Below are 19,729 nucleotides of genomic sequence, written 5' to 3' on the forward strand. Positions count from 1 at the left end.
TATGAATCAAAAAGTGAAAAACCAGAACCAGTTTACAACAAGCAACATGGTTTTGGGTGTCCAGTTTTTATTCGTTGCCTTCGGTGCGACCGTTCTTGTTCCTTTATTAGTTGGCATCGACCCTGCCGTCGCTTTATTCACAGCCGGTATTGGCACCTTGCTTTTTCATATCATTACCAAGGGTATGGTTCCGGTCTTTCTGGGCAGTAGCTTTGCCTTTATTGCCCCGATCATCGAATCGACCCGTTTATACGGTTTACCCGGAACCTTTTCCGGAATTATTGCCGTAGGCCTGGTTTATGCCCTGGTTTCGGGCCTGGTGAAATGGCGCGGGCTGAAATTCATTGAACGCCTGTTTCCGGCTACCGTCGTCGGACCTGTTATTATGATCATTGGCCTTTCGTTGGCCGGCGTTGCCATCGACATGGCCAAAACACACTGGCTCATCGCGGTCATCAGCCTGGCAACAGCCATTATTGTTGTTGTTTTCACCAAAGGACTGATTAAACTCATCCCCATCTTTATCGGCATCATTGTTGGTTATTTGGCAGGCCTGCTGCTGGGTGTTATTGATTTTGCACCGATCAAAGAAGCCGATTGGTTTAGCCTGCCCGCTTTTACAGCACCCGAACTGAACTGGAACGCCATTCTGTATATGATCCCCGTAGCCGTAGCCCCCATCATTGAGCATGTTGGCGATATGTACGCAATCGGAGGTGTTGCGGAAAAGAATTTCATTGAAAAACCAGGTTTACACCGGACCTTGCTTGGCGACGGTATTGCGACCAGTTTGGCCGGTTTCTTTGGCGGTGTGCCCAATACCACCTATTCCGAGGTCACCGGAGCCATCTCGCTGACGAAAGTCACCAACCCGTTTATTTTACGGATTTCGGCAGTTACGGCAATCGTGTTCTCTTTGATCGGGAAGATCAGCGGGATTTTGAAAACCATCCCCCAGGCGGTTTTAGGCGGAATTATGCTGTTACTTTTCGGCTTAATTGCCTCGGTAGGGATCAAAACTTTAATTGACTCAAAAACAGATATGACACAGATCCGCAACCAGGTGATTGTTTCAGTGGTGTTAACCGTTGGAATTGGAGGCGCGGTGATTTCGTGGGGGAACTTCTCGCTGGCCGGAATCGGGTTGGCGGCGGTCGTCGGTATTTTGCTGAACCTGGCTCTCCCCGGAGCATCGAAGAAAGTTGTGACAAGCGAAAAATAAATTGCAGACAGTATACCCTGCCAATCGCATCAAAAAGTTGCGGTTTAAACGAAGACCCTTTTGAAAGATCCCATCCCACCTTAACCCTGATCTTTCAAAAGGTTTTTTCAGCTATTATTTTCTTCCAGCAGGTTCCCCTGCGATGATCCCTGAATTTTTCAGCTCATTCCTGCATTTCGGACAGAACGACCAGCTTTTCTGGTCGATATCTTCAACATAAGTACCCGATCGCATCACGCAGGTTGAATGGATACAGTGAATCAGTCCAAAAGCGTGACCCAGTTCATGGATAACTTCTTTCCTGATCCGGTCGGTAAAGGCCTGCTCATCGGGCTTCATCCCGTAACGCTCATTGCGAAGGCGATAAACCGATACAATACCGCAACGCCCGTTTAAAAATGCCTGTCCGAAAATATAGGTAAGAATAGGAATATACAGGTCGACATTAAAGATTCCAATGGTTTTGGCCCGGTCGGAAGCAAAATTCAGTTCAATTTCTTTTAACAGCCGGTTGGCGTCGTATTGCTTTCGCGCGGGATCATAAAATTCGCTTAAATCCAGGTAACCTTCTTTGATTTTAACAGGAATTAGAAACTCGTGTTCCACATCATGGACAATTTCTTCGAGAAAGCGTTTCTCAAAATAGCCAAATGAAATTAACCTGATGTTCTCCTGTTTCATTCACAATAGGGTTATCCGGTAACCGCTCAGTGATTTAAGCCGATATCCGGATGGATTGATCTGTGCCTGTTTGCAAAACTATTTGCTTTGTTTTAAATCGTACTTCTTGATTTTATTGTAAAGAGTTACCCGGTCAACCTTCAGGGCCTTGGCCGACACCGAGATGTTCCAGTTGTATTTATTCAGGATTTGGAGAATGTGATGTTTTTCCAACTCATCAAGGCTTTCATAGGGTGTGCCGGCCACGGTTTTGTCGATCGGCAGGTCTTTCAAACAGATCTTTTTCCCGTTTCCAACCACGATGGCCCGTTCAATCATGTTCTCCAGTTCGCGGATGTTACCGGGAAAAGGAAACTCTTCCAAACGTTTCAGGGCTGCTGTTTCTACCGGCATGACAGGCCTGTTCATCGTCGTGCAGTATTTTCTGACGAAATAATCCACCAGCAGCGGGATATCGTCGATGCGTTCGCGCAAGGGCGGAACATTGATATTCACCACATTCAGCCGGTAATACAAATCTTCGCGGAACACGCCGTTATCGACCATGGTTTTCAAATCGCGGTTGGTGGCACAAATCACTCTGAAATCGGAGGAAATTTCTTTGTTCCCGCCAACCCGGACAAAACTTTTGGATTCGAGCACCCTCAGCAGTTCAATCTGCATTTTTGGGGAAATCGTCGCGATTTCATCCAGGAATATCGTCCCGTTATCGGCCATTTCAAAACGCCCTTTCCGGTTATAAACTGCGCCGGTAAATGCGCCTTTCTCGTGACCAAACAGCTCGCTCTCCAGCAAACTTTCCGACAGAGCGCCGCAATGCACACTCACCAGCGGGAAAAACCGGCGCGGCGAATTGGCATGAATCGCCCTGGCCACCAACTCCTTGCCGGTTCCGCTTTCACCGGTAATAATCACCGAAGCGTTTGATTGCGCCACGCTTTCAATTTCGCGCAGAACCCGTTTCATCCCGTCACTGTTCCCAATCAGGTCTTCCACATTGTCCAGGGAAACGACTTTCTCTTTCAGAATTTCATTTTCTTCCATCAACACAACTTGTTTGGACGCGTTCCGGATCAGGTGCGAAAGATCATCGGGGTCAAAAGGTTTGGTCACGTAGTCGAAAGCGCCGTCCTTCAACGCCTGAACGGCCGTGCCTACTGTGGCAAATGCCGTCATCATGATGACAATGGCGTCTTTTCGCAAGGCCTTGATACGTTTGAGCATTTCCAGCCCGTCCATGCCCGGCATCTTAATATCGGCCAATACAATATCATAATTTTCAGACTCCAGGATGGATAAAGCTTTCTTTGCATCTTCTGCACACTCCACCTGATATCCGTCTTCAATAAACCAGTTAAACAAGGAGTCTCTTACCGATTCTTCATCATCAACGATTAATATCGAGATTTTTTTTGCCATAGTGAATTCTCCTTATGTCTTTAATAAAGGTAGCGTTATCGCGATTACCGTTTCTTTTCCGCGTTCTGATACGACGCCGATTTTCCCCTTATGGCTTTGAACGATTCCATGTACAATTGACAAACCAAGCCCAATACCGCTCGCCTTCTCTTTGGTCGAGAAGAAGGGCTCAAATACATGGGGAATATCTTCTTCTGCAATCCCGATACCATTATCAACAATTTCAATCCGAACATGATCCTCGTCCGGGTTCAATGTCCGGATCAGGATTTCACCGTTTTCGGAAACAGCCTCCGACGCATTCACCAAAACAGCCATGCAAGCCTGTTTAATTTGGTTTGGGCTACAATTGATCAGGTCTTGCTTCGCCTTAAAATCAGACCAGAAATTAACATTGGCAATTTTCATCGGATGAATCATCAATTCGAAGGTTTCGGCCAGGATTTCGTGCAGGTGCCGGGGCTCAAAGCCCTCCTGATCTTTTCTTGAAAAATCGAGCAAGCCTTTTACAATGTTTCCGCAACGTTTGGTCTCACTTTCAATCAGCTTCAGGTGCTTCAGCATGGTATTTACTTTAGTCTCATCCAACTCCTGGCTGCTCAACTGTTTATGTACCAGCTTGGTATAAACCAGTATTCCCGACAGGGGATTATTTATTTCGTGCGCCACCGATAACGACAACTTACCAAGCGATGCAATACGCTCGATATTAACCAGTTCGTTATGCGCCTGCCCGAGCTCTTCCGATTTTTTTTGCACTTTATACTCCAGTTGCTGCGACCAGTTTTGCAGTTCTACCGTGGCCGAATGCAAATTATCAAGCATTTCATTGAACGCATATGAAACCATACGCATATCGGAGAGCTGGTGTGATTTTATCTCCAGGCGGGTCGTTTTATCTCCTTTAGCTACCGCCTCGCTCGCTTTAATGATCTCGTTCAGTGGTTGTTTTATTTTTTTATTTGTAAAGAAGATCAAAAAAACGATCATCAGTACCGTCATTAAAGCGGCCAGCAGAAAATAATCGGCCGTTGATTTTTCAAGAGCGGTATCAAGCCCTTCGAGCGGCATTTTAATAATCAGCGAGCCCAGCACTTCGTCGTCGGGGCTATGGGCATGACACTCGCTGGTATAGCAGGACGGATTGTTTAAGATCGGTGATTTTATCAGCAGGTGCCTGTTGTGAGTTTCATTTTGACTCATCACGCACCCGCTGCTTTCGTCGATAATCCGGTACGATTTCTCATTCACCGAAAACATCGCTTCAAAATTCGTATGGCAACTTTTGCAGTCCGGATCGGACTTATCAATCGTTTCTTTCGTGATTGAGGTATAAACCAGGTTGTTGTTGTGGTCATACATATTTACATCGCTGATGCCCGACATCGAATTAATCAAGTCGAGTGTACGCTGAAGAGAGGCTTGGTCATTTTCAAGCATGGAATGGTACAAAGCGCTTTCTACCAAAAAACCTATGTTATTGCCGTTTTCGCTGATCACGGATTTCATGTATTCCTCGTTGACCGAACGAAATATCACGCCAAAGGCCAGGAAAAGGAAAAACAAGGAAATGGTGATGGTGAAAACCACCCTCCCGTAAATCGACGATCTGAATTTGACGTATCCGCTGAGAATTGGACTTCCAAGACTGCTTTTCGTTTTATTTTTTTTTGTTCCGGGCATGGTTTAAGGTTTAACATATACGACTTTGCTAAGTTAAGTTCAAAATTTTAAACCCGGTCAAACTATTCTTGTTTTGTACAACTTAAAAATCAGTTTCTGTTCATTCCCGGGATATCGGTTCAGCCAGAAAATGATCCCTAAAGTCTTCCCACACTTCATCGGGAAGTTCAGCCAGGGGCGCTTCGATCAACTCGCCGCCATCCTGCAAAACCACCTGTTCGGGTACCGGCGTATGCCTCATCACCGAAACGGCAATAAAATCCTTAAACCGTTCCAATTCGCGTATCGCCCATTGGGTGGCATCTTCGGCCAAAAAACAGGCGCTGGTATCGGCAAACCAGTTGGAAGGTTTAATCTCACAGATCCAACCTTCCCGGTAAGGATCGGTGTTCAATAATTCAGGGTGGTTGTGAAGACGTTTGTTGATTCCCCTTATTTCGCCTGACACAGGAGAGAAAACAGGAAGTGATTTCCCGTCGTGAACGATCTTCGCAATCATTTCTCCTTTTTCAATACGCTCGCCCTCCCGTTTTAGCGGCTTAACCCTCACCGTGCCGGTAAAATGTAACAGCAGATCGTCGAGACCCAGCTTTGAAAGGCCTGTTTGTTCGAGATAGACCCAGGTGTGAAACCTGCTAAAAAACAATCCCTGGGGAATCTGCAACGAGCCGGCAGTAATAACAGCCAGCGATTTTTTGCCTTGTTTGACCGTCATTTTTTTATTCAGCAAGCTCCAGAAAGGAACCAGCACGACCAGAAACAGGATGACTACCAGGTACTCTATTCCTTTCGTCTCGAATATGTTATGATATGTAAATCCGTCCATCGTATATAATATTGTGCCATTACCAGGTAACAGCTGGTTTATACATGTTTTTCTTTTGCCCAGTCAGGCGAATCTCTCAGCACCGGCATCCGGTTAATAACCCATCTGAAAATCCAGATTTGCACGAAAATGATCATTACACTTACCACGATTTCCATCCAGGAAGGAACATAGTGTGTGGCTGCATCCCACCGGAAAGCAATGATCGAAACATTCAGCCGGTTCAGGATAATGCCGGCAATCGTCAGCAAAGCTGCTACGCGTATCAGGGAGATATTGGATATCCGGTAACTGTAAAAAAACAGGATCATCGGAACCAGCACAAAGCCAAGCATCTCCATCAAGAACCAATAGCCCATCGGGCTGTTCAGCAGGCTCCAGTGTTGCCCGTGAATAAACACCAGCAGTTGCAGAAACAGGTATGCAAACATGCTAAAAGCACAGATCCGGGACAAACTGCGAACAATTCTGTTTCCGGCTTGGCGGTTTTTCTCGCTTATCTGGCTTGAAAACACCCGCCGGCTAACCGAACCTTCAAAAATAACCATCGAAAGGCCGGCAAAAACACTGGACACCAGGAACAGCAACGGAATAAATTCGGAATACCACAGCGGATGTATTTTCTCTTTGGCCATCAGGAAAAGGGCCCCCAAACCCGATTGGTGTAAGGTAGACAGGGTAATTCCAAAAATGACTGCGCCAAGAGTCAAGCCTGACAGGATTTTATGGATCCGCCGTGTTCCGAGCCACTCAGCAACCGTTGGAGAAAATTCAATAAACTGGGCAATAATGTATAGTAAGAAATGCCAGGCTACAAGAAACAAGACCGAGCTGGCCCCAAAACTGTTGCCAATAATCGGGTTAAAGATGTTCCAGGGTTTCCCCAGATCGAGAACAAGGGCGCCGGCATAAAACAAGTAGGCCAGGAAACCATTCAGAACCGTTACCCGAATGATGGAATGATACTTCTCTACTTTCAGGATATAGACCATGAACGTTAACACATAGGCCCCGCCGGCAAAAGCCACGCCGGTAACTACATTGAAGCCCTTCCACAGGCCCCAGGGGATCTCCTGATTAATATTCGAGACGGCCCCAAGCCCTTGTGAAAAACGGATCACAATCAAAATCAGCCCCGCGATTATGACCGGGATGGAGATCATATTGAATGGTGTAAGCCATTTCCCTTTAGGTTTTAACTCGCGCTGCAAAAAGCGCCAAACAGATTGTCCGTCACGATCTTTTGTAACAGGATATACCGGGCTAGTCATAATCTTCGTTTTTAGATGATTTATTTTTGGTGGCTTCATGAATTCCTAACAACAAGGAAGGCACCAACACAAAAACAGCAGGCACGCTGTATAGAAATCCCTTTGTCAGAGCCGGATACGACGAATTTTGAAGTTGTTCGTTGAAACCCAGTTCATGATAAGGGACAGGCGACAGGTACAGGTAACCGGTTCCGCCGGCAACCCGTTCTCCGTAAATCTGATCGATATAGAGTTCGGGGGTTTCGGCAATCCGCCGCCGCGCCTCGGCAATCAATTCCCGCCGGGTACCAAAGAACAGGGCATCGCCGCAGGTTTCCACACAAACCGGAAGTTCTCCCTGAATAATCCGTTCGTAACACATATCGCATTTCTGTATCTTTGGGTTTGCACTGTGATAATCAAATTTCGGCACATCAAACGGACAGGAAATCATACAATACCGGCAGCCCATACACTTTTCTTCCCGCCAGATCACCGGTCCTTCTTTTGTTTTATACATGGCTTGAGTCAGACAAGCCGCGGCGCAGGCCGGTTCGTTGCAGTGCATACATTGCTTCCGGGCATAGATTTCGCCTTTGGAGGTATTAAAACTGTTGATCACACACCGTTTCTTTTCGCTTGTCTTCCGCAATACACCTGCCTTCAGTTCATCTTCCGGTTCCGGCAGGCCATGCGCTTTGGCGCAGGCATTTTCGCAGGCCCGGCACCCGATGCAAACATTGCTGTCGTACAATATCCCGTGAAACTCGGGCTCGTCGTCCCCCGAAGCGGGCGATGCGGAAGCATTTACCCCGATTATTGTCATTCCGGCAATACCGATGGTTTTAAAGAAGTTTCGTCGATCAATACTCATAAGGTTGGTTTTATAAAGGTGACAACCAGAATTAAACGTAATCAGGCTTATTTGGATGTATCGATAAAATGGATCTGGAAGTCTTCCCAAACGGCAGGTCCAAGATCAGCCAGTACATGATCCGTCAGCTCGCCGCCGTCCTGTAAAACAACATGTTCATACACTTCGGCATTCGACCTGACCGACATGGAAAAGAAATCTTTTAGCCTGATAAATTCATCTTCCAGCCATTCTTTATACTTATCCACCATAAACATAAACTGGGTTTCACGCAGCCAGTTGGTCGGTTCAATCAAATACACCCAACCAACGGTATAGGGAGAAACATTGATCAATGACGCTTCATCGAGCAAGGTTTCATTCTTCATGCTAATGATGCCGGAAACAGGAGCGTAAATTTCCAATTGCTTTCCGTTGCGGATGATGGTCAGAATTTTTTCGCCTTTTCTTACTTTCTCGCCCGGTTCTTTCAGTTTTACCCGGGTAATTTTACCGGTAACGTGTTGCATGAAATCATCCAGGCCGATTTTTACCAGGCCATCCGGTTCCATAAACGCCCAGGTGTGGCTTTTATCGTAAAACAAACCTTTGGGGGCATGCACCGAATTTTCATTCAGCGCCGGTGTAATTCTAATTTTTTCATATAAAATTGCTGGTCTTCTTCTGCGGTTGTATACAAGCAGGGTAACCATCAACAGCGCCAAAACCGATGCCCCCACAGCCAGCATCCAGCCAGTGGCCGTTCCCGCGTCGCCCTTCTCATTTGTCAGTGCCGCCGGGCCGGCAAGGGCAAGCAAATTCGCATCAAGCTCCCTGCCTGAAAGATCGCTGTATCCGTACAAACTGATCAATTCCTGTCCGCTGCCCATAATCCAGGAGAGGAAATCCAGTGCCGCCTGTCCGGTAGGTTTTTCAGACGACAGGACATAAATATTCCCGCATAAAGCAGCCGGATATTTCCCGATCCAGACTCCCCGGGTAAATTCTTCAGGATTTTCATAGATATTTTCGAAACTATCCACGCGTCCGTTCCGGTTTTTATCGAAGGGGATGATGCGGATATTATCCGGAAAGGCATTTGTTCCCGGAATGATCAGGTCGGCGAGCCGGCAAAAGCCGACCGCGAACCGATCTTTTTGTACCGCGGCAATCAGCTCTTTTCCCGATACCATAGTCATGCAGGCAACGGCTGATTCATCCAGTTTTGCAAGATCGGCAACCTTCGATCTTACCGTATAGTTGTCCGCCAGGTAGCATCGCAAGGGAGTATTTCCGGTCCCTTCAACAAGTTTTCCCCAATCTGCATCCGCAGCAAACAGCCATTCAAAATGATCAACCGTAAGCCCCCGACGGGATATGGCCTCAATCAGCGGATTACCGGAATGAATCACCGGCACAACCACATCACGGCCTACCACCATCTTCCAGGCAGAAGAATCCGCCGGCATTTCATCGTCAGTCATAAAACACAGGCGACCATCACCAGGTTGCTCAGAACCCATCGGGCTTATTCCGAGATTCAGATCAGGATAGTTTTTACCAAATTCAGCCATCCAGCCGGATGCAAGATCAAATAGCTCGGGAGAGCTGACAATTTCCAGGGTATTTGCGTTGGTGTTTTGTAACTGATCTCCCGCCTTGTTCTCGTTTGCGGTATTGCCCAAGGCGGCAAGGCCGAATAACAAGAATAATGATTTGATGAAAAAGAACAGCATGGTTTTCATGATATGGATATTAAATTGGTTTTTTTATAAATCTTCCCGAAATGCTGATCGATTATTTCAGCTTTCCGCCATCCGTAATCCAATTACAATGCCAATAAAATAAAAATCGACTTATCCATTGTTTATCAACCACTTAACACATGCCCTGTTGTTAATATAAACACACCGCTGTGTTGTATTTTTCAACATCTATATTTCAAAATCCACTCAATATGCTGTTTTTGTGCCCTTTATGAATTTTGATTATTTTTTCTGCACTGTTTATTTTTTCTGCACTTGCCGAAAATAAAACCTATATCCAATTGACTACAAACACTTTAGAATATCTATGTTTTCCCGAATTTTTCCTTTATACACAAAAAAAATACAGAAATCGGAATTTATTACTGTTCACAGCCAGGAAACATTACCTTTTCACCGGTGCACATTTTCAGGAATACACCGTATAAAGATCCAAAATACCGGCCAGGTGCATCGTTTCCACCCGATGTATCTCTGTATAAATTCAGTTCAATCCATTCAGGCGGGACTTACAAACCGGTAATTTTGTATTTGCTCAAGCGTTAAACTGCAAATTGGAAAAAATGAAAATTGATTTCAGAATACCCGAAAAAGATGATCTCCCGGAAATACTTCATCTGATGGAGACATTCTATTCGATTGATCATTATGAATTTGACAAGTCAGTCAGCGAGAAAAACCTGATAACCTTCCTCAACGACAGCCGATTGGGACGGCTTTGGCTGATCTGTATAAACAACCAGCCAATCGGGTATATTGTATTAACTTTTGGCTTTAGTTTTGAGTACCACGGACGTGACGCATTCATTGACGAGCTTTTCATCAAAGAGGAATACCGGAGCAAAGGAATTGGAAAAAAGGCAATGGCGTTTATTGAACGGGAGTCATCTGAACTTGGTGTACACGCGATTCATCTGGAAGTGGAAAACCACAATGAAAAAGCGAACCGCTTATACCTTCAACAAGGCTATACCGGAAACAACCGGTCCTTATTAACCAAGAAACTATGAATGTACAGATGCCTGTTTTCAGGTTTTCTGTTTCTTCTTTTTGGCCGCAGGGAACAAAACATTGTTCAAAATCAACCGGTAGCCGGGTGAGTTGGGGTACAAATTCAAATCAGTCGGCGGATCGCCAACCAAATGCCGGTAATCTTCCGGATCGTGTCCTCCATAGAATGTCCAAAAACCTTTACCGGTTTCACCATGTATATAACGCGCTTCTCCGGCCGCTTTATTTTCACCCATCACCAGGACATTCGCTTTGACTAAATGACTGTGAAAGGCGGTCGTTTGCCCCATAAAGCCTTTTATGATCCGGCTGTGGTTCTGAGTCAACATCGTCGGTACCGGATCCCATTTCGCAGAGAAATCAAAAAGCGTAAAAAAATCCTGGTTTGGAGGAACATTTCGCTTTTCAGTGACATCAATGTCCGAGAACTCGTAAACAAACGGATTCGTTTCAATGGTGAAATCTTTAAAGGCCAGGGTTTGGTCATAATCCAACTTTTTATTCATATCGGGATCAGCCGGATCGCCGTCGAACATCGATTCACAAATATCGATCCCATCAGCTGCCATTGCAATGTCATAAGTATCGGTGGCAGCACACATGGCAAATAAGAATCCTCCCTGCGACAAATATTTTTTAATCTCCTTGCCAACCGCCAGTTTCATCTCCGAGACTTTCAAAAACCCGAGGTTTCGGGCCAGTTCCTTATTAATCCCGACTTCCTCCTGGTACCAGGGCATATTTTGATAATTGCGAAAAAATTTACCAAACTGCCCGGTAAAATCCTCGTGATGCAGGTGCAGCCAGTCATATTCCTTCAACTTCCCGTTCAGGATTTCTTCGTCATAGATCTTATCGTAGCTGATTTCGGCATAGGTGAGTACCAACGTTACCGCATCGTCCCACGGTTGCTTGTTGAGCGGGGTATAAACAGCTATTTTAGGCGCTTTCTGCATACTCACAGCGTCCTGGTTTACTTCGGGCCCCGAAATTTCAGTCAACAACAGATTGGCCTGCGCATCAGCCAGTTTTTCAACCGAAACGCCGCGCACCAGACATTCACGTTCAATTTCATCGGCATGGGAAATCAAAAAACTTCCGCCACGGTAGTTCAGCAACCATTTTACCTCAATCGCTTTTTCAAGTGTCCAGTAGGCTATCCCGTAAGCTTTCAGGTGGTTTTGTTGCCGGTCGTCCATCGGAATCAGCAGGTACACGGCATTCGCCTGCTTTCCCGGAAAAACCGAAATCAACAGGATCAGCGCCAGAATGCGGCCAATCTTAAAACGGAACAATATCGGAGTCAGGTCTGCCATATGAACCCGAATTTTCTGTTTCAAACCTGGTATTGGCAGGCATAGCCTGCATTTGCCTGTCTTCATTCATTTTTGAACTGAATGTCTGCCCGACAAAACCTCCGCCAATTTCTTCCGGGATTGCACTCTCCAGATCACAGAATTTAACCTGTTGTTTTTTGAATGCCAATTGCACATCGCCCACCGAACCGTTACGGTGCTTTGCAACAATTATCTCAGCAACACCCAGCAAGGAATTCCCGTTCTCATCCTCCGTAATCCCGTAATATTCAGGGCGGTGAATAAATAACACCAAGTCGGCGTCCTGCTCAATGGCTCCGGATTCCCTCAGGTCGGACAACTGGGGGCGCTTACCCTCGCGCGACTCGACCGAGCGGTTTAACTGCGACAGGGCCAGAATCGGGATATCCAGTTCTTTGGCAATGGCTTTCAGCGACCGCGAGATCATACTAACTTCCTGCTCCCTGTTTCCACGCCCGTCACCACCGGCAGTCATCAGCTGCAAGTAGTCGACAATCACCACCGCAATATCATGTTGCATCTTCAGTCGGCGGCACTTAGCCCGAAATTCAAAGATTGACAGAGCAGGTGTGTCGTCAATAAACATGGGTGCTTCTTCCAGTACGTTCAGTTTGCGGTTAAAATGTTCCCATTCCCAATCGGCCAACCGGCCGTTTTTAATTTTTTCGGATCCCAGTTCCGTTTCAGCGGCAATCAAACGGTTTACCAACTGCACCGACGACATCTCAAGCGAAAATACGGCCACCGGTTTTTTGTGTTCAACGGCCATGTTCCGGGCCATGGAGAGAACAAATGCTGTTTTTCCCATCGCCGGCCGGGCGGCAATAATTACCAGGTCGGTTTTCTGCCAGCCCGAAGTCATCCGGTCGAGCGCCGTAAACCCGCTCGGCACGCCGCTCAGTCCGTCGTCTCTGCGCGACGCCTGCTCAATCAGCATGGCTGCTTCTTTCAGGATGGGTTTAATCGGCATGGTTTCTTTCTTGATGTTCCCTTCAGCCACTTTAAACAAAGCTGTTTCCGAAAAATCAATCAAGTCATCCACGTCCATGTTTGCATCGTAGGCTTTGGTCTGAATTTCGGATGACACACGAATCAATTCGCGCTGAATGTATTTTTGGGCAATAATCCGGGCATGAAACTCGATATGTGCAGCAGAAGCCACCCGGCTGGTTAGCTGGGTAATGTACAACGGGCCGCCAACCAGGTCGAGTTCGTTCCGGTTTTTCAACTCCTGGGTAACCATCAGCAAGTCAACCGGTTTTTCGTGCGTTGACAAGTACTTGATTGCTTCAAAAATTTTCCGGTGCTCTTCTTTATAAAAACTGTCTGTATCTATAATATCGGCAACCGTTACATAGGCATCACGTTCCAGCATCAGAGCGCCTAAAACGGCTTCTTCAACATCGATCGCCTGAGGCGGAAGTTTACCGTACTGGGCATTAATCTGTTCAATTGTTGAAGTTGAAGTTGGTTTTGTGTTCCTCCGCTCTCCTGCCATAATCGAATAATCTGTTGTGGTTGATTGTCAATTTGTTTCTTATCCCCAAAAATTACAGGGAAAGGATTTTAAAGTTATAAAAATACAAAACATTGCACCCCTTTCCGGCATTTTATTCCCGGATACTTATAAACAATGCCCCGACGGACGGTTTGTGCGCGTTTGATCAGCAATCAAAGGATATTTATCTAAACAGAAATTTATTTCATGCAGGCAAACCATTGAGCCAATCAAATAAAATCGTTATCAACAACTGCCTGTACACATCCCAATCGCTGTTTGTCAACAAAAAAACAACACACTAACATCCTTACCTACAACAAGAAATAAGTATTCAAACATAATCCGAAAGATGCTACTTCAAGCCATCCCGGATGATCAGTGTTAACATCTCCTGCAGGTTCTTACCCATCGCGGCAATTTGTTGCGGGATAAAGCTGGTCGCGGTCATTCCCGGGGTGGTATTCACTTCGAGAAAGTAAAACACCTTGTCTTTCAGAATGAAATCGACCCGCACAATGCCTTTGCAATTACATAAATCGTAGATTTCAGACGCCAGTTGCTGGCATTTGCGGGTCAGTTCCGGGGAAATACGGGCGGGGGTAATCTCGTCGGTCATGCCCTTGGTGTATTTCGCCTCAAAATCAAAAAATTCATTTTTAGGCAATACTTCGGTAACCGGAAAAACAAAGCTTTGATCTTTTAGTTTCACCAGGCCGCAGGTAAACTCCGCACCGTCGATAAACTCTTCCACCAAGGCCTCGTCGCTTTCAACCCAGGCCTTTTCTATCGCCTCAGCCAAATGAGCCGCGTCTTTTACTTTTGTGACGCCAAAACTTGAACCGCCGGCATTCGGCTTAACAAAAACGGGCAAATCCAGTTGCTCAATCAACTTTTTGGTATCTACCTGACTACCCTTCATTACGCGAACCGATTTGGCCATGGGAATTTCGAAATTCCGGAGATAATTGCTGCAAAAATACTTGTTGAATGTCAACGATGATGCATGTACGCCGCAAGAAGAATAAGGAACGTTCAGCAAATCAAAATACCCCTGAAGAATGCCGTCTTCGCCCGGGGTTCCGTGAATGATAATATAGGCGTAATCAAATCTAATTTTCCGGCCATCCAGCATAAAGCTAAAGTCAGCTTTATCAACATCGGCGATTTTTTCGTCAGCTTTCATCACCCTCCATTCCAGATTTTTCATTTCAACCAGCCAGGGTTGAAAGATCTCCTGATCAATCGATTGAAATACATTCTTCCCACTCTGTACCGAAACAACATATTCGGACGAGTCGCCCCCGTAAACCACAGCAATGTTCTTCTTCATGTTCAATTCACGTTAAATATTCCGGTTTGCAATGTAATCCCGCCATCGCGAAACAACTTCGTTCATATCGGCCGCCAGCTCCGAGTCAAATAACATTTCTTCCCCGGTAACCGGATGCACAAAACCCAGTGTTTTGGCATGAAGGGCCTGACGCGGCAATCTGTTGAAGCAATTCTGAACAAATTGCCGGTATTTCGCGAAGGTTGTTCCCCACAAAATTTGATCTCCCCCGTAGGTTTCATCATTAAAAAGCGGATGACCAATGTGTTTCATATGTACGCGGATCTGGTGGGTACGGCCTGTTTCCAGCTGGCACTGAACCAGGCTGACATAGCCCAGTTCTTCCAACAATTTATAATGAGTGATGGCGCTTTTACCATGTTCTCCGTCTTCGTATACGGTAAATACCTGCCGGTCTTTCATGCTGCGGCCAATATGTCCTTCAATGGTGCCTTCCGGCGCTTTAAGGCGTCCCCAAACCAGGGCAATATACCGGCGTTTGGTTGTTTTTTCGAAAAACTGCAGGGACAGTTTGGTTTTGGCCAACTCGGTTTTGGCAACCACCATCAGGCCTGAGGTGTTTTTATCGATCCGGTGCACCAATCCGGGCCTCGGGTCGCTACTGTTAAACAAGGGCAAATCCCTGTAATACCATGCCAGTCCGTTGACCAGTGTTCCGGTATAATTCCCGTGTCCGGGGTGAACAACCAGTCCGGCCGGCTTATTGATCACAATCAGCTGATCGTCTTCGTACACCACATCAAGTGGTATTTCTTCCGGGATAATCTGCAATTCGCGGCGTGGGAAATCCATCACAATAGCCACTTCATCGCCCGGTTTTACTTTATAGTTTGATTTGACTGCAATGCCGTTCACCAGAATATTTCCGGCATCGGCTGCAGCCTGAATGCGGCTCCTCGAAGCGTTTTCTACCCGGTTGGCCAGATACTTATCCACGCGCAATTGCGATTGTCCCTGGTCAACCGTCAGTTTATAATGCTCAAACAGGCCACCTTCATCGGATTCATCCTGCCCGTCAAAAATATCGTTAATTTCATCTGTCATCAAAAAAAGTCATTTTCTTCCGGCTCGGCCGGTAGTTTTTCCGGATCGATGGTCAGCCACAGGTCGATGGAAGTTCCCAGATCAATTTCCTCATCCGCAACCGCCTCCGGGCGTTGCTGCCAAACCTTTGCATTTACTGAGTCCAGGGCTGTTGTCACCGATTCGTCGAATATCACGGCGCCTACATTCAGAAACATGACATTAATCTCACTCCGGGCCTGATCCATCGTTACGCCAATCAGATTCGGAACCATTGTTTTTCTTCCTGATGAAGATTGTCCGACAACCAGATCGATCATCGAACCTCTGTTCACCGGTGTTCCTGCCGATATTTCCAAACCATTCATCTTTTGTGTCAGTACCAGGTTCGGATATTCAGAAGGAACATACTTCACCTCGCCCACGTTTAACCCGTTGTTGTGCATGATATTTAAGGCCTGCCGCAAGGAAATATCGGTCAATTTAGGCATATTTACCTGCTCCGGATCCCTGGCACAAATCGTCAGAAAGATTGTGCGCCCTTCTTTTACCAGAAAACCGGATAACGGAAACTGATCGATAACGGAACCAGGCTCAGCTTCGCTCGTGTATAACGAATCGACGATCTCCCAAGTCAGGTTTTTTTCCCTCAGGATGATTTCCGCCTGATCCATATTCATTCCCGTAAAGTTAGGAACAGCAAGGGATTCACCGTGTTCGGTGTAAACGCGGATAGCAAACATCGTCACCAGAAGCAGCACCACGGTGACGCCAAGCATGATCAACAAATTCGTCAGAAATACTTTGCTGGTAAAATACGCTTTGAAACTCATAATGAAAGCAAATTGATTTTTAACAGAAAACAAAAATAGCTTAAAAATCAGTACGGGAAAGCTGTCATTGCGTCAAAAAATCAAACCGGGATTCCGGAGACAAAAATGCAACCATAAAACACACAAAAAGGTAAAGAATCGTAATTCTTTACCTTCCTATGTTTTAACTACGTAGAATTTCCTAACGTTTATGTTTTGGTTCGTCAGAAACAGTCAATTTCTTTCTACCTTTGGCCCGACGTGATTTTAAAACCAGACGGCCGCCTACAGTAGACATTCTTTCACGGAAACCGTGTTTGTTTCTGCGTTTTCTGTTCGATGGTTGAAATGTCCTTTTCATTGGTAAATATTTTTATTAGAATACACTCCGGTCAATTCGGACTGCAAAAATATATCTTTTTTTATTTCCTCCAAAACATTACCGCTTATTTTCGGCTATTTTTCAAAGGAAGATGAATCAGCTTCTTGGTCTCAAAAAATTCTTCTTCAAAAAAATCGCTCATTCGAACCACTGTTGCCTGGTTTTTAAAGGGTTCCAGTTCATCTTCAAAATCGCCTCCCTTCAAATAAAGGATACCGTTCCCAAGCGTATTCTTTTGTTCTGCGCTCACTTTATTCCTGACGAGTGAAACAAATTTCGGAAATGCCGTTACCGCACGGCTTACAATAAAATCAAACCGGCCCTGGACTTTCTCGGCCCGGTTTTGCTGAGCCAACACATTTTTTAAGCCCAGACTATTTGCAACAGCGTCAACAACACCTATTTTTTTTGCAATTGCATCCACCAGGAGAAACTGTGTTTCGGGAAACAGGACGGCCAGCGGAATTCCGGGAAAGCCTCCGCCGGTACCCACATCCATCACCCGGGTTCCGGGCGCGAACTGAATTACCCGGGCAATACCAAGCGAATGCAGAATATGCCGTTCGTATAAATGATCGATGTCCTTACGGGAAATCACGTTGATTTTTTCGTTCCACTCATTATACAGGCTGTACATGGCCGCAAATTGCCCGGTCTGGGTATCATTTAGTTCCGGGAAGTATTTTTTTATGATTTCCATGATCTATTTTGTTGGCATAAAACAGGAGCGACACAGGAACAGGTTAAACGGTTCAATCAGAAACCGTTTTTCTGTTTTCAGGCAGCTTGTTAGTCCTCCTGATCATCAATCTCCGTCGATTCGATCATCTTGAATAACATTTCACGGGCTCTGAAAAGCTGCGCTTTTACGGTTCCGAGCGGCAAATTTAGTTCTTTCGCAATTTCTTCGTACGAATATTCGCGAAAATAGCGCAACTCCACCAAAGTCCGGTAACGGGGCTTCAGCCGGTGAACAATCCGGCGCAGCAAGATCGCTTTTTGTATCCGGATCAGCTTCTGTTCCGGGTCGGGATCAATTGATTTTAACTTGACAGGAGGATCGTTTTCATTGTTTTCCTGCGTGGTCTCAATCGACACCAGAATTCCCTTCCTTTTCCGCAGGAAATCAATGCAATTATTTGATGCGATTTTAAACAACCAGGTGCTAAACGCGTAATTTGGCGAGTATTGATGCAGGTTTTTAAACGCTTTTCCAAAAGCCTCAATGGTCAGGTCTTCCGCATCGCTCTTGTTATTGACCATCTTCAGCAACATGTAATAAATGGCATCTTTATATTTGCTGAGCAATTTCGCAAAGGCTTTCTCTTCGCCCTGTAATGCAGCTTCAACCAACGCGTAATCTTGCTGGGCTTTATCGGATAAATTCGGATTTAATTCCATTTATTTCGTTGCAGCTTGATGTAAATTAATGTCCCGTGATACAGATTCAAAACGGGTTTAATAAAAACGTACGTTAACGAAGATAATAAGATTTTCCGTTCATTCAAAAGATTCAGCATCGTTTTAATCAATATCCAGTGTAGCACGATCAGGATCAGAACCGGAATTGAATAAACCCACCAGTCTTGGACATTATCGACCATAACCCATGCTAACCCAATAACAAACAACACCTTAGATAACTCTTCCACGAACAAAAGCGTCTTTTTTGCCCCATCCAAATGAAGCCATGTTAAAATCCGTTTCTGAATCAGATCTGCAAAGTCAGATCTTCTGACACCCGCCCGTTCCTGCAAGCGGGTTTCCTGATCAACCGATACGAGAACCTTTTTCTTCGCCGATCTGTTAAAAATCAGCTCTAGGTTTGCGTAGTGTGCGTTCATCTTGCCTTTAAACCCATCCAGCGCAAAATAAATCTGTTTGTTGAACAAGACGTTCGACTGCTGAAAGAACAGGGGCAATCCGGTTAACGAATAGGCAGCAGAGGTCATGAATGCGTAAACTTTTTCGACCCGGCAAATTGTGTTGTAAAATTTACGTTGGGGCAAATAACCGACATAATTTAAAACAATCGCCTGCTCATCGCCCAGGTAATCGTTCAGTTTACGCAAATATTGCGGATCAAGCAGCTCAGTTTCAGGATCAATAAAGACCATCCAGGGCGATTTGGCCGCTTTAAGGGCAAGGTTGATCGCAATTTTTTCGGAAAACCGGATCTCCTGATTAAGCGAACTGAACTTCAATTTGGGGTATTGCCGGGCCAACGCGCCGATCACCGACAAGGTTTCGTCTTCCGAAAAATCGTCAATCACCACCACTTCATAGTCCTGATAGTCCAGGCTCAACAATTTCGTCAGAAGCGCTCCGATACGCTCTTCATTGTTGCGGACGCTCATCAGAATACTGATTGGGCGCTCCGGGCTGTTCCCGTTGATTTTCTTTATGAAAAGAAGCCTGAAATAAAAGCCAAACTGAAAAATTAACAAAAGAACAAATCCTGCAAACAGTAAAACATATCCGGTCCATGCAAGGAAAAGTTGATCAAACGAGTCTGGGATCATGGTCTTATTTTGTGAGCAAATTTAACAATCCAAACGACTTCTTATTGCCATTTTTAATTAAAATTAACAGCAGCCAAAATACAGGTTTTC

At 45.6% G+C, this 19,729-nt stretch carries 18 protein-coding genes; 2 read left to right on the plus strand and 16 right to left on the minus strand.

From position 1 onward, the window contains the following. The first annotated feature begins 1 nt into the window (after position 1). Entirely contained in the window at positions 2-1,222 is a 1,221-nt protein-coding gene (locus ACOIT5_RS04430; protein WP_423129258.1) for a uracil-xanthine permease family protein, read from the plus strand. 114 nt (positions 1,223-1,336) lie between these two features. Here ACOIT5_RS04430 and ACOIT5_RS04435 read toward each other — a convergent pair whose 3' ends face one another. From ACOIT5_RS04435 to ACOIT5_RS04465, 7 genes are all read right to left on the minus strand, one after another. Then, positions 1,337-1,903, minus strand: a complete 567-nt coding sequence (locus ACOIT5_RS04435) for an archaemetzincin family Zn-dependent metalloprotease (RefSeq protein WP_423129259.1) — start codon at positions 1,901-1,903, stop codon at positions 1,337-1,339. 78 nt (positions 1,904-1,981) lie between these two features. After that, positions 1,982-3,322 (minus strand): sigma-54-dependent transcriptional regulator, encoded by a 1,341-nt coding sequence (locus ACOIT5_RS04440; protein WP_423129260.1) that lies wholly within the window; start codon positions 3,320-3,322, stop codon positions 1,982-1,984. 12 nt (positions 3,323-3,334) lie between these two features. Continuing rightward, positions 3,335-5,005, minus strand: coding sequence for an ATP-binding protein (locus ACOIT5_RS04445; RefSeq protein WP_423129261.1), 1,671 nt, complete (start codon positions 5,003-5,005; stop codon positions 3,335-3,337). 100 nt (positions 5,006-5,105) lie between these two features. Next, entirely contained in the window at positions 5,106-5,831 is a 726-nt protein-coding gene (locus ACOIT5_RS04450; protein ID WP_423129262.1) for a glycine cleavage system protein H, read from the minus strand. A 38-nt stretch (positions 5,832-5,869) separates the two neighbouring features. Continuing rightward, on the minus strand, positions 5,870-7,102 hold the full coding sequence (gene nrfD, locus ACOIT5_RS04455) for an NrfD/PsrC family molybdoenzyme membrane anchor subunit (protein WP_423129263.1): 1,233 nt from the start codon (positions 7,100-7,102) through the stop codon (positions 5,870-5,872). Continuing rightward, positions 7,095-7,955 (minus strand): 4Fe-4S dicluster domain-containing protein, encoded by an 861-nt coding sequence (locus tag ACOIT5_RS04460; protein ID WP_423129264.1) that lies wholly within the window; start codon positions 7,953-7,955, stop codon positions 7,095-7,097. The genes nrfD and ACOIT5_RS04460 overlap by 8 nt, the downstream gene beginning before the upstream one ends. A gap of 47 nt (positions 7,956-8,002) precedes the next feature. Then, positions 8,003-9,679, minus strand: a complete 1,677-nt coding sequence (locus tag ACOIT5_RS04465) for a hypothetical protein (RefSeq protein WP_423129265.1) — start codon at positions 9,677-9,679, stop codon at positions 8,003-8,005. Between the two features lie 584 nt (positions 9,680-10,263). On the opposite strand from ACOIT5_RS04465, the gene ACOIT5_RS04470 reads away from it, so the two are divergent. Beyond that, the gene (locus ACOIT5_RS04470; protein ID WP_423129266.1) at positions 10,264-10,710 is read left to right on the plus strand and encodes a GNAT family N-acetyltransferase; all 447 of its coding nucleotides are present in this window, start codon (positions 10,264-10,266) and stop codon (positions 10,708-10,710) included. Positions 10,711-10,728: 18 nt separating this feature from the next. On the opposite strand, the gene ACOIT5_RS04475 is transcribed toward ACOIT5_RS04470, so the two are convergent. The 9 genes from ACOIT5_RS04475 to ACOIT5_RS04515 form a co-directional block, all read right to left on the minus strand. After that, positions 10,729-12,027, minus strand: a complete 1,299-nt coding sequence (locus ACOIT5_RS04475; protein ID WP_423129267.1) for a hypothetical protein — start codon at positions 12,025-12,027, stop codon at positions 10,729-10,731. Further along, a complete protein-coding gene (dnaB, locus tag ACOIT5_RS04480) occupies positions 11,993-13,546 on the minus strand; it encodes a replicative DNA helicase (RefSeq protein WP_423129268.1) in 1,554 nt (517 codons plus the stop codon). Before dnaB ends, ACOIT5_RS04475 begins: the two co-directional genes overlap by 35 nt. 355 nt (positions 13,547-13,901) lie before the next feature. Next, the gene (locus ACOIT5_RS04485) at positions 13,902-14,879 is read right to left on the minus strand and encodes a D-alanine--D-alanine ligase (protein WP_423129269.1); all 978 of its coding nucleotides are present in this window, start codon (positions 14,877-14,879) and stop codon (positions 13,902-13,904) included. 12 nt (positions 14,880-14,891) lie between these two features. Then, positions 14,892-15,944, minus strand: a complete 1,053-nt coding sequence (locus ACOIT5_RS04490; protein ID WP_423129270.1) for an RluA family pseudouridine synthase — start codon at positions 15,942-15,944, stop codon at positions 14,892-14,894. Beyond that, positions 15,944-16,756: a PASTA domain-containing protein gene (locus tag ACOIT5_RS04495; protein WP_423129271.1), complete on the minus strand. Its 813-nt coding sequence runs from the start codon at positions 16,754-16,756 to the stop codon at positions 15,944-15,946. The genes ACOIT5_RS04490 and ACOIT5_RS04495 overlap by 1 nt, the downstream gene beginning before the upstream one ends. 181 nt (positions 16,757-16,937) lie before the next feature. After that, complete coding sequence (rpmH, locus tag ACOIT5_RS04500; protein WP_423129272.1) at positions 16,938-17,096, minus strand: 50S ribosomal protein L34; 159 nt, start codon at positions 17,094-17,096, stop codon at positions 16,938-16,940. 85 nt (positions 17,097-17,181) lie between these two features. Further along, complete coding sequence (gene rsmG / locus ACOIT5_RS04505; protein ID WP_423129273.1) at positions 17,182-17,817, minus strand: 16S rRNA (guanine(527)-N(7))-methyltransferase RsmG; 636 nt, start codon at positions 17,815-17,817, stop codon at positions 17,182-17,184. Between the two features lie 89 nt (positions 17,818-17,906). Next, complete coding sequence (locus ACOIT5_RS04510; protein WP_423129274.1) at positions 17,907-18,518, minus strand: RNA polymerase sigma factor; 612 nt, start codon at positions 18,516-18,518, stop codon at positions 17,907-17,909. Further along, positions 18,509-19,474 (minus strand): glycosyltransferase, encoded by a 966-nt coding sequence (locus tag ACOIT5_RS04515; RefSeq protein ID WP_423129275.1) that lies wholly within the window; start codon positions 19,472-19,474, stop codon positions 18,509-18,511. The genes ACOIT5_RS04510 and ACOIT5_RS04515 overlap by 10 nt, the downstream gene beginning before the upstream one ends. Between the last annotated feature and the right edge of the window lie 255 nt (positions 19,475-19,729).

The organism is Gaoshiqia hydrogeniformans, assembly GCF_049347105.1.
Taxonomy (GTDB): domain Bacteria; phylum Bacteroidota; class Bacteroidia; order Bacteroidales; family Prolixibacteraceae; genus Gaoshiqia; species Gaoshiqia hydrogeniformans.

Coding starts and splice junctions, on each gene's coding strand:
- ACOIT5_RS04460 (WP_423129264.1), bottom strand. CDS start 7,955: ATGAGTATTGATCGACGAAACTTCTTTAAAACCATCGGTATTGCCGGA.
- ACOIT5_RS04475 (WP_423129267.1), bottom strand. CDS start 12,027: ATGGCAGACCTGACTCCGATATTGTTCCGTTTTAAGATTGGCCGCATT.
- ACOIT5_RS04465 (WP_423129265.1), bottom strand. CDS start 9,679: ATGAAAACCATGCTGTTCTTTTTCATCAAATCATTATTCTTGTTATTC.
- ACOIT5_RS04440 (WP_423129260.1), bottom strand. CDS start 3,322: ATGGCAAAAAAAATCTCGATATTAATCGTTGATGATGAAGAATCGGTA.
- ACOIT5_RS04515 (WP_423129275.1), bottom strand. CDS start 19,474: ATGAGCGTCCGCAACAATGAAGAGCGTATCGGAGCGCTTCTGACGAAA.
- ACOIT5_RS04470 (WP_423129266.1), top strand. CDS start 10,264: ATGAAAATTGATTTCAGAATACCCGAAAAAGATGATCTCCCGGAAATA.
- ACOIT5_RS04510 (WP_423129274.1), bottom strand. CDS start 18,518: ATGGAATTAAATCCGAATTTATCCGATAAAGCCCAGCAAGATTACGCG.
- ACOIT5_RS04490 (WP_423129270.1), bottom strand. CDS start 15,944: ATGACAGATGAAATTAACGATATTTTTGACGGGCAGGATGAATCCGAT.
- nrfD (WP_423129263.1), bottom strand. CDS start 7,102: ATGACTAGCCCGGTATATCCTGTTACAAAAGATCGTGACGGACAATCT.
- ACOIT5_RS04450 (WP_423129262.1), bottom strand. CDS start 5,831: ATGGACGGATTTACATATCATAACATATTCGAGACGAAAGGAATAGAG.
- dnaB (WP_423129268.1), bottom strand. CDS start 13,546: ATGGCAGGAGAGCGGAGGAACACAAAACCAACTTCAACTTCAACAATT.
- ACOIT5_RS04445 (WP_423129261.1), bottom strand. CDS start 5,005: ATGCCCGGAACAAAAAAAAATAAAACGAAAAGCAGTCTTGGAAGTCCA.
- ACOIT5_RS04495 (WP_423129271.1), bottom strand. CDS start 16,756: ATGAGTTTCAAAGCGTATTTTACCAGCAAAGTATTTCTGACGAATTTG.
- rpmH (WP_423129272.1), bottom strand. CDS start 17,096: ATGAAAAGGACATTTCAACCATCGAACAGAAAACGCAGAAACAAACAC.
- ACOIT5_RS04430 (WP_423129258.1), top strand. CDS start 2: ATGAATCAAAAAGTGAAAAACCAGAACCAGTTTACAACAAGCAACATG.
- ACOIT5_RS04485 (WP_423129269.1), bottom strand. CDS start 14,879: ATGAAGAAGAACATTGCTGTGGTTTACGGGGGCGACTCGTCCGAATAT.
- ACOIT5_RS04435 (WP_423129259.1), bottom strand. CDS start 1,903: ATGAAACAGGAGAACATCAGGTTAATTTCATTTGGCTATTTTGAGAAA.
- rsmG (WP_423129273.1), bottom strand. CDS start 17,817: ATGGAAATCATAAAAAAATACTTCCCGGAACTAAATGATACCCAGACC.